A 5656-nucleotide genomic window follows, 5' to 3' on the forward strand; every position below is an offset into this window, starting at 1 on the left:
GTTTAGAGGTGTCTCATGAAACAGCGGTTGACTGTCGGCGTTTTTTCAATTTTGTCTATTATTCTTTTCCTATTTGTTTCGCCTGTGTTTTCCCTGGCATTTTCCGGAGGTGATGGTTCTCCGGGAAATCCGTATCAGATTCAATATCTCAGTGAGCTCCAATCCGTAGGGGGCCATGTCGACAAGCATTTTTTGCTGATGAATAACATCGATGCATCGGACACTCTATTTTGGAACGATGGGAAAGGGTTCCTGCCAATTTTCAATTTTTCTGGCAGTTTTAACGGCCAAGGCTTTGAAATCGGCGGATTGTATATCAACAGGCCGAACATTCCAAACTGTGTCGGGTTGTTTACCACGCTGCAGTCCGGAGCGCAGGTCACAAATTTGAAATTGGTTTCCGGCTCTGTCACGGGATATTCCTCAGTCGGATTTCTGGTCGGTACAAATCACGGCGGACGTATATCCAACTGCAACGCCACGGGCAGGGTCAGCGGCCATGACCGAGTTGGTGGCTTGGTGGGGTCCATGTCGGCCGGATCGGTCAAGACCAGCCATTCAACGGGAGACGTGGATGGTGACACGAATTTTGTCGGCGGACTGGTGGGACAAATCTTGGGAGGAACTCTCAATAAAAATTATGCAACGGGAAAAGTGATTGGAGGAGGAAATTCAGTCGGAGGTCTTGTCGGGGTAAACAACGGAGTTATCGATAACTGCTTCTCAATTGGCAATGTGAATGGGACAAGTTCAGTTGGTGGTTTGGTTGGGTATAATAACAGTGATGGTATAGTCAGATATTGTTATACAATTTCTGGAATTGTCCAAGGGACAAATAAATTGGGTGGTCTGGTCGGAGATAATTTTGAGGGAGAAATAATCAATTCTTTTTCATTTTGTGAAGCCCGAGGTGATTTTGATATTGGAGGGCTTGTTGGATCTAATCGTTATGGCTCTGTAAAGAGGTCTTATGCCCGGGGAAAGGTGCTTGCAATTGATCCTGAATTTCCAGCACCGGAATATGATTATATAGGAGGATTGGTTGGAAATAACAGCGGAGATGTCATGGAATGCTATGCAACAGGATATATATACACCTATGTATTAAGCCATGAAGAAGCCATTGGAGGATTGGTCGGATATAATACCGGTACAGTCAGCATGAGCTATTGGGACAAACAGAGCACAGGTCGCACCACGTCACAGGGGTCCGTGCCCTCCTTTGGAAAGAACACTGCTCAAATGAAGCAGCAGGCCACCTTTGTGGGCTGGGATTTTGCCCGGACATGGAGCATTCAGGAAACTTTGGCATATCCATTTCTGCTGGCGCGTCAATCCACAGCCTTTCTTCCGGCGATCCACCTTCTGCTTTTGGGAGAATAATGGAGAATTTTTCGCTTGGGCAGCATTGGAGCGTGCTCTTGGCAATATAATGAAATCGAGAAGTAGTGCTCCTTGACCGGAAGTCGTGTGGGGCTCGTTGGCCGGGTTCTCCACGAGATTTTGATCGTCCTTGTTCGGTCACTATGCCCTCGACCGAGCTTCGTTGATTCTCAAAAAGGTTGACGTCTGGGCCTGACCGGGACACAAATCCCCCGGTCGTCAACACAGGAGAATGAGCGTGAATGAACTTCTCTGGATCGGGTTCGCCCTGGCGGACCTCACCTTGGTCCTGATCATCTTTCGTCTGTTCGGCCGGGCCGGGCTGCTGGTCACGGTGGTCTTCAGCCTGCTGATGTGCAACATCCAGGTTCTAAAGACCGTGGAACTGTTCGGCCTGACCACGACTCTGGGGAACGTTCTCTACGCCAGCATCTTTCTGGCCACGGACCTTCTCGGGGAACATTATGGAAAAAAGGCCGCCCAACAGGCGGTTCTTCTCGGTTTCGTGGCTCTGGTCGTGTCCACGATCTACATGCAGGTGGCTCTTCTTTTCACTCCGGCCGTCGGGGATTTCGCCCAGTCCCATCTGGAGGTCATTTTCGGGTTCATGCCCCGGGTGGCCCTGGCCAGCATGTGTGCCTACCTGGCCTCGCAATGGCACGATGTCTGGGCCTTTCATTTCATCAAGACCAAGACGGCCGGTCGGCATCTCTGGCTGAGAAACACCGGCAGCACGGTGGTCAGTCAGATGATGGACAGCCTGATCTTCTGCGCCATAGCCTTCTGGGGCGTGTTCCCCCTGGAGATCTGGCTGGAAATTCTCCTTTCGACCTATGTCCTCAAGTTCCTGATGTCCCTGATGGACACGCCCTTCATGTATCTGGCCCAAAGGCTGGTTCCGCAGACATGAGGGGTTGAGGTCGGTTTTTTTTACGCCCGGTTTTTCAAAACCTCTTTGTACATCCTGTCCACCCCGGCAAAGACCCCGGCCCAGGTGCGGGGCGCGAGCACGGCCTCGGCCGCAGTTCCAAGATCATGGCCGGGGGCGAGAACCTTGTGTCTGGCCCGGTCCAAGGCTCTGGCCAGATCATGGACAAAACCGGATTCGGCTTCGGGCTTTGGTTCGTCGATGGTCCGCATGGCCGGCAGGTCGACCAGGGTGACGATGTCGTCGGTGCCAGCGGCAAAGAGTTCGAGGACTCCGGGCAGGGCCGTGGAAACGACGTGACAGCCTGAGGACAGGGCCTCCATCAGGACCAGAGGCAGGCCCTCGAAGAACGAAGGCAGGACAAAGACGTGGCTTCGGCCCAGGATTTCGGCCAGACGCCTTTGGGCAACGGCCCCGTGGGCCGTGACCCGGTTCCCGAGTTCCCGGGCCAGGGCCAGGCAGGTTTCCAGTTCCGGACCGCTTCCCGAGCCGACCAGATCGAGGTGCCAGGGCCAGGCCAGATTCTTCAGGGCCCGGAGGAGCCAGGGCACGCCCTTGGCCCGGCTGAGCTTGCCGGCGTAGGCGATTCGGATGGGGTCCGGATCGGGCCGTGGTCCGGGTCTGAACATATTCCGGTCGAACCCGGCCCCGGTGACGTGGATCTTTTCAAGGGGGATGCCGTAGAGTTCGTGGATTTCGGTCCGCTGACCGGGGCCCAGGGCCAGGACGGCGTCGATTTCCCGGCATCTAGGCAGAACGATGTCCCGCAGTTGCGGGCAGTTGCGGAACTGACGGAGGTCCGATCCGTGGCTGGAGACAACCAGCGGCCGGTCGGCAAAGACCTCTCGGGCCGCGGAGGACATGATCCAGAGGTGATGGCTGTGGACCAAGTCCGGCCGGAAGGCGTCCCGGGCCGATTGGAGGCTCCGGGCGAAACAATCCTTGTACCGGGCGATGCGGGTGGGGTCGAGGGCTCGGAAGGTTTCACTCGGATAGGGCATGACGTCGCTCATGCCCACGATGGCGTGGTCGATATCCCCGCCTCCGAATCGGACAAAGCTGGCTGTGCAGGCGTCCAGGCCGAGGGAATTTTCATCTTCGTCGCAGGGCAGACCGGCCAGGAGGTGGTTTTGGTATCCGTGGCGGTGCGCTTCAGCCATGACGGCCTTGATGTAGATTCCGCTTCCGGTGGAGTCGGGCCTCTGGCTCAGGGCGTGGAGAACCCGTATCGGTCGGTTTGGTTTGTTTGGGCGTGTTGACATCGCCCATTCATGAATTATTCGTGCGTGTCCTGTCAAAACCGAATGCCAGGTTTCAATCATCCGGCCCCATCCGGGCCTGTCTTTTTTCGAGGAGGTAGACATGAGTGACGAGGTCAAAACCTGTGAATTCAAGGCTGAAATCAAGCAATTGCTCGATATCATCACCAATTCACTGTACACGAACCGGGAAATCTTTCTGCGCGAGCTCGTTTCCAACGCTTCCGACGCGTTGGAGAAACTCCGATTCGAGGTCAGTCGCGGCGCGACGGTCAAAGATGGTGAAAGCGATCTGGAGATCGCCATCAACGTCGACAAGGACAAGGGAATCCTGACCATCACGGACACGGGCATCGGCATGAACGCCGATGAAGTCATGGAAAATATCGGGACCATCGCCAGGTCCGGGTCCGGGGAGTTCTTGCGCAACCTGGCCGAAAACAAGGGGGCCGACCCCGGGGCCATCATCGGCCGGTTCGGGGTGGGCTTCTATGCCGTGTTCATGGTCGCCGACAAGGTGATTCTGACCAGCCGGTCCTTTCGGGATGGGGACAAAACCGTGGAGTGGGTGTCGGATGGCCTGGGGACCTACGAGATCAAGGAGATCGACGAGGATCGGCCCAGGGGGACGACCATCCAGGTCCATTTGAAAGAGGACGCCAAGGAGTTTGCCGAGGTCTTCACGGCCAAGCGCATCATCACCAGGCATTCCAATTTCATTCCCTTTCCCATCAAGGTCGATGGCGAAAAGGTCAACACCGTGGCCGCCCTGTGGCGGGAGCCGAAATTCTCCATCAAGCAGGAGCAGTACGACGAGTTCTACACATTTTTGACTTATGATTCCGACAAGCCCATGGACACTCTCCACCTCTCGGTGGATGCCCCGGTCCAGTTCTCGGCCCTGATGTTCATCCCGTCAAAGCCCAGCGATCTGTTCGGCTTCGACCGTGACAAGTACGGTCTGGACCTCTATGTCCGCCGGGTTTTGATCCAGAAGGAATTTTCGGCTCTGCTCCCCGAATATCTGGGCTTTCTCAAGGGCGTGGCCGACACCGAGGACCTGCCTTTGAATATTTCCAGGGAGACACTCCAGGAGAATCTGCTGGTGACCAAGATGGCCACGACCATCACCAAGCAGGTGCTGGAGCGGTTGCAAAAGTTGGCCGGGGAGGAACCGGAGCAATACGAGAATTTCTGGCGGCAGCACGGGAAGGTCTTTCGGATGGGGTACAACGATTATCCCAATCGGGAGCGGTTCGGGCCTCTGTTGCGGTTCAATTCCTCGATTCACACCGACAAGGACGGCCTGACAGGCCTTGACGGCTACATCGAACGGGCCAAGGAAGGCCAGAAGGAGATTTACTACCTGTCCGGGGCCAGTCGGGAGAGTATTGCCCTGAGCCCCCATCTGGAGATTTTTCGGCGAAAGGGCCTGGAGGTCCTGTACCTGTTCGAGCCCATCGACGAGTTCGTCATGGACAGCCTGCGGGAATACAAGGAGTTCAAGTTCAAGGCCGTGGAGAACGTCGATCCGGCGAGTCTGGAAAGTTTCGAGAACGCCGTCACCGACGAGGAGGCAAAGGCCGAAGAATTGTCCACCGAGGACAGCGACACCCTCAAGGGCCTGACCGACCGGATCAAGGAAATTCTGGGCGAGGACCGGGTCAAGGAGGTCCGCATCTCCAAGCGGCTGACGACCAGCCCATCATGCCTGGTGAATCCGGACGGGGAGGTGACCTCCCAGATGCAGAAGATTCTCAAGGTCATGGGCAAGGATACCTCCATTCCGGTCAAGATCATGGAAATCAACCCCGACCATAGGCTGATCCGGAACATGATCCGAATTTTCCGGGCCGACGTGGCCGATGCCTATCTCGTTTCGGCCGTGGAGCAGCTCTACGAGTCGGCCCTGCTCCTGGAAGGGTATTTGACCGACCCGCATCGGATGGTGGGCCGTATCGCCGATTTGCTCGACAAGTCCAGCGGATGGTACGCGGAGATCAAGAGATTGTGAGCTGCAAACGGTCCGATTGGGCCGCTTTCTTATACCGGGATGGGGGCACAAGGTGCCCCCTTTTTCGTCCGG

General features: G+C 56.0%; 4 protein-coding genes. 3 read left to right on the forward strand and 1 reads right to left on the reverse strand.

From position 1 onward, the window contains the following. Nucleotides 1–15 precede the first annotated feature (15 nt). Both EOM25_11800 and EOM25_11805 read left to right on the forward strand, forming a co-directional pair. A complete protein-coding gene (locus EOM25_11800; protein NCC25856.1) occupies nucleotides 16–1383 on the forward strand; it encodes a hypothetical protein in 1368 nt (455 codons plus the stop codon). 238 nt (nucleotides 1384–1621) lie between these two features. After that, complete coding sequence (locus tag EOM25_11805) at nucleotides 1622–2293, forward strand: VUT family protein (protein NCC25857.1); 672 nt, start codon at nucleotides 1622–1624, stop codon at nucleotides 2291–2293. 20 nt (nucleotides 2294–2313) lie between these two features. Here the strand turns inward: EOM25_11805 and EOM25_11810 are convergent, their stop codons facing one another. Further along, the gene (locus EOM25_11810) at nucleotides 2314–3735 is read right to left on the reverse strand and encodes a glycosyltransferase (GenBank protein NCC25858.1); all 1422 of its coding nucleotides are present in this window, start codon (nucleotides 3733–3735) and stop codon (nucleotides 2314–2316) included. On the opposite strand from EOM25_11810, the gene htpG reads away from it, so the two are divergent. Next, on the forward strand, nucleotides 3674–5584 hold the full coding sequence (gene htpG / locus EOM25_11815) for a molecular chaperone HtpG (protein ID NCC25859.1): 1911 nt from the start codon (nucleotides 3674–3676) through the stop codon (nucleotides 5582–5584). The two genes, EOM25_11810 and htpG, sit on opposite strands and share 62 nt — an antisense overlap. Nucleotides 5585–5656 lie beyond the last annotated feature (72 nt).

Source organism: Deltaproteobacteria bacterium (assembly GCA_009929795.1).
Classification (GTDB): domain Bacteria; phylum Desulfobacterota; class Desulfovibrionia; order Desulfovibrionales; family Desulfomicrobiaceae; genus RZZR01.

What these genes read in the sequence shown, in the direction of transcription:
- EOM25_11800 (NCC25856.1), top strand. Translation starts at nt 16, where the DNA reads ATGAAACAGCGGTTGACTGTCGGCGTTTTTTCAATTTTGTCTATTATT.
- htpG (NCC25859.1), top strand. Translation starts at nt 3,674, where the DNA reads ATGAGTGACGAGGTCAAAACCTGTGAATTCAAGGCTGAAATCAAGCAA.
- EOM25_11810 (NCC25858.1), bottom strand. Translation starts at nt 3,735, where the DNA reads ATGATATCGAGCAATTGCTTGATTTCAGCCTTGAATTCACAGGTTTTG.